The following is a 3,459-nucleotide window of genomic DNA, read 5'->3' on the forward strand; positions in this document are numbered from 1 at the left end:
GTTTTAATGCATATGAATTAATTCTTGTTTGATAGAATATAATACAAATTTCATACAGAAGATATTGTGAGTAAGAAGTGCTTATGATATAAGTGTTATGTCTGTTAATTGACAAAGGTATTTTTGAAATAACTTGATTTAATTAATATTTTTAAGCAGGTTTCAATAAGGAGCAATATCAATTATGGACAGTAATAAAGATTCTCTTGGTGGAGATGCAATAAAACTAACAACTTCGAAGGTCATTACACTAGCGATATCATTAGTATCAGTTATGCTGTTGTCAAGGTTTTTGACTTTAGACGAGTACGGTACCTATTCTCAAATACTATTGGTTACTAATCTGATGACATCTTTATTGATGCTTGGATTGCCGAATAGTATTAACTACTTTCTTGCACGTTCAGAAACAGTCGAAGAAAGGCAAAAGTTCCTTTCTGTCTATTATTCATTAAACACTATACTAAGCATTATTGTTGGTCTTGTTTTGGTTTGTTCAACACCTTTGTTAGTACAGTATTTTGATAATCCGTTGCTTAAAAACTTTATTTATTTTTTAGCTGTATTCCCTTGGACGAAAATTATCATGTCTAGTATAGATAATGTTTTAATTGTATATAAAAGAGTTTCTCTAATAATGATATATAGGGTAGCAAATGGTATTTCTTTACTCCTCATACTACTGATTGTTCAAATTTGTGAATGGGGTTTTCAAACCTATATGTTTTTATTTATTTTGGTTGAAACTCTATTTGCAATAAGTATCTATTATATTGTAAAGAATATATCCGGAAAGCTTATTGTAACATTTGATAGAGCTATTATTAAAAAGATGCTGACCTTTTCAATTCCAATAGGTCTTGCATCAGTTGTAGGAACATTGAATATTGAACTTGATAAATTAATGATTGGGAATTTCTTAGGTACAGACAAATTGGCAATCTATACTAATGCATCAAGAGAATTGCCCATGACAATTGTGGCAACATCATTTACAGCTTTATTAATACCACAATTAGCCCGTTTACTTAAAAAGGGAGAAAATCAAATTGCAGTAGATCTTTGGGGCTATAGTATGGTGTTATCGTTTATTATTATGTGTTTTCTTGTTACAGCTGTTTTTGTTTTTGCAACAGATGTTATGAATTTCTTATATTCCGAAAAATTTTTATCGGGTGTTTCAGTTTTCAGAGTATATTGTTTGTTAACCTTGTTAAGATTTACCTACTTTGGAATGATGTTAAATGCAAAAGGGAAAACAAAATTTATTTTTTATAGTTCAATAATTTCGCTTGGCTTAAATATTGTATTGAGCTATATAATGTTTAAAAGTATTGGATTTATTGGACCTGCAGTTGCAACGCTTTTAAGTCAATTTATTATTAATATGATTCAACTTGTTTATACTGCAAAAATTATTGGTGTAAATTTTTCAAAGGTATTTCCTTGGAGAAGTTTAGGTTTAATTACAGTTGTAAATTTTATTTTAGGTTTACTTTTTTACAAAGTAAAAATTTTCATACCTCTAGATTCAACAATTGGTAGTTTATTCGAGTCAATAATTCTTGGGCTTTTATGGGCACTACTATATTTGTCTATTTTCTTAAGAAAAATAAAGAAGCAATGGAGAGCTTTAAACAAAGGAGAATGAAATCAATGTCTATCATTAATGTTATCGCGCTTAGCTATATAGGTCTGCTAATATTAGATTTGCAAAGAGTGGATGAGAAGCAAGGGGACGGTTCTTTTGCTTCTTTTCAGTCTTGATATCTAATAGGGGTTTCTATCACTGCGATCACTCGAGTCATTTCGAGATTTGTAGAACATAAGAGAATTAGTTTTTATATATTTTAACGTTTAAAAGCTCTGCATGGCGTATCCATCAGAGCCTTTTGGTTATGGAGAGAAGGTAAACAAATTATCGAATATTAAAGAAATTAGAATTGTCAGATAATAATATCAGGAGGGATATGGTAATGGCAATATTAGTAACAGGAGGAGCAGGCTATATTGGTAGTCATACATGTGTTGAGTTATTAAACGCTGGGTATGAGGTAGTCGTAGTAGATAACCTATCTAATAGCAAGATTGAATCTTTGTCTCGAGTTAAAGAAATAATGGAGAAAGATATTACTTTTTATAAAGTGGATATACTTGATAGAATTGGTTTGGAAACTGTATTTGCTGAAAATACCATTGATGCAGTGATTCATTTTGCTGGACTTAAGGCTGTAGGAGAATCAGTTCAAATTCCGCTCCATTATTATCATAATAATATAACTGGTACACTTATGCTTTGCGAGATCATGAACAAGCGCGGTGTAAATAAAATGGTGTTTAGTTCATCTGCTACTGTCTATGGTGTGCCAGAAAGTGTTCCTATTTCTGAGAATTTTCCTCTGGGATCAACAAATCCATATGGCCGAACAAAACTAATGATTGAAGAAATTCTTCGTGATCTCCATTACTCAGATCATAATTGGAGTATTTCTCTTTTACGTTACTTCAACCCGATTGGAGCTCATCACAGTGGAAGAATTGGCGAAGATCCAAATGGTATCCCTAACAATCTAATGCCATATATCACACAAGTAGCAGTTGGGAAACTAAAGGAATTAAATATATTTGGAAATGACTATCCAACCATTGATGGAACGGGAGTAAGAGATTATATTCATGTAGTAGATTTAGCTAAAGGACATTTAAAGGCACTAGAAAAGATTTTGACTACTACAGGTGTGAACGCCTATAATCTTGGAACTGGAAAAGGTTATAGTGTACTTGAAATGGTTGCTGCCTTTGAAAAAGCATCTGGAAAAAAGGTTCCTTATAAGATTGTTGAACCTAGATCTGGTGATGTAGCAAGTTGTTATGCTGATCCAACAAAAGCAAGGGAAGAATTAGGGTGGGTTGCTGAAAAGGGAATCGAGGAAATGTGTATAGATGCATGGAGATGGCAGGAAAAGAACCCAAATGGGTATGAGATTAGAGACTTGGTAAAGCAACTGTTTTAAATTATATAAATTTACATCTTGCAGAATTAGATATGGCAACAACTGAGTCGAGATGGTGTACACGCTAAGGTTGAGAACCTAATCGAGTCTCCTTTTGCCATTTACCGAATAGTAAGTAGTTAGTGTCATTATTGTAAAATGATGATGAAATAAGTCGTGATTTCATTAGCTTTAGAGAAATGGTGGTCATTATACCAAATATAACTAAATAAGCTTTTTATTGCCTGCTTAAAGAAGTGGGAGAAGAGAGGAACGGCTCAGAGTCTAAAAGTAAGCGAATTAGTTAAAGAGTTGTCCATGAAATTAAGTGAAGTCTTTAAAGAGAGTTAATCAATACTTTGATATATTTTATGAAATAAACCAGTGAAAAGTAGAGTGAGGGATAAAAATGAAAATTTGTACAATTGGATTAGGATATATAGGTCTGCCAACTTCTATTATGTTT

Annotated in this window: 2 protein-coding genes; both read left to right on the forward strand. The window is 32.0% G+C overall.

Annotated features, from left to right (window positions below; genetic code table 11):
• Positions 1-184 precede the first annotated feature (184 nt).
• Positions 185-1,651: an oligosaccharide flippase family protein gene (locus V7068_RS20345; protein WP_499714300.1), complete on the forward strand. Its 1,467-nt coding sequence runs from the start codon at positions 185-187 to the stop codon at positions 1,649-1,651.
• A gap of 325 nt (positions 1,652-1,976) precedes the next feature.
• The gene (gene galE / locus V7068_RS20350; protein WP_499714301.1) at positions 1,977-3,014 is read left to right on the forward strand and encodes a UDP-glucose 4-epimerase GalE; all 1,038 of its coding nucleotides are present in this window, start codon (positions 1,977-1,979) and stop codon (positions 3,012-3,014) included.
• The last annotated feature ends 445 nt before the right edge of the window (positions 3,015-3,459 follow it).

The organism is Bacillus sp. JJ634 (genome assembly GCF_036962285.1).
In the GTDB taxonomy this organism is placed as follows: domain Bacteria; phylum Bacillota; class Bacilli; order Bacillales; family DSM-1321; genus Peribacillus; species Peribacillus asahii_A.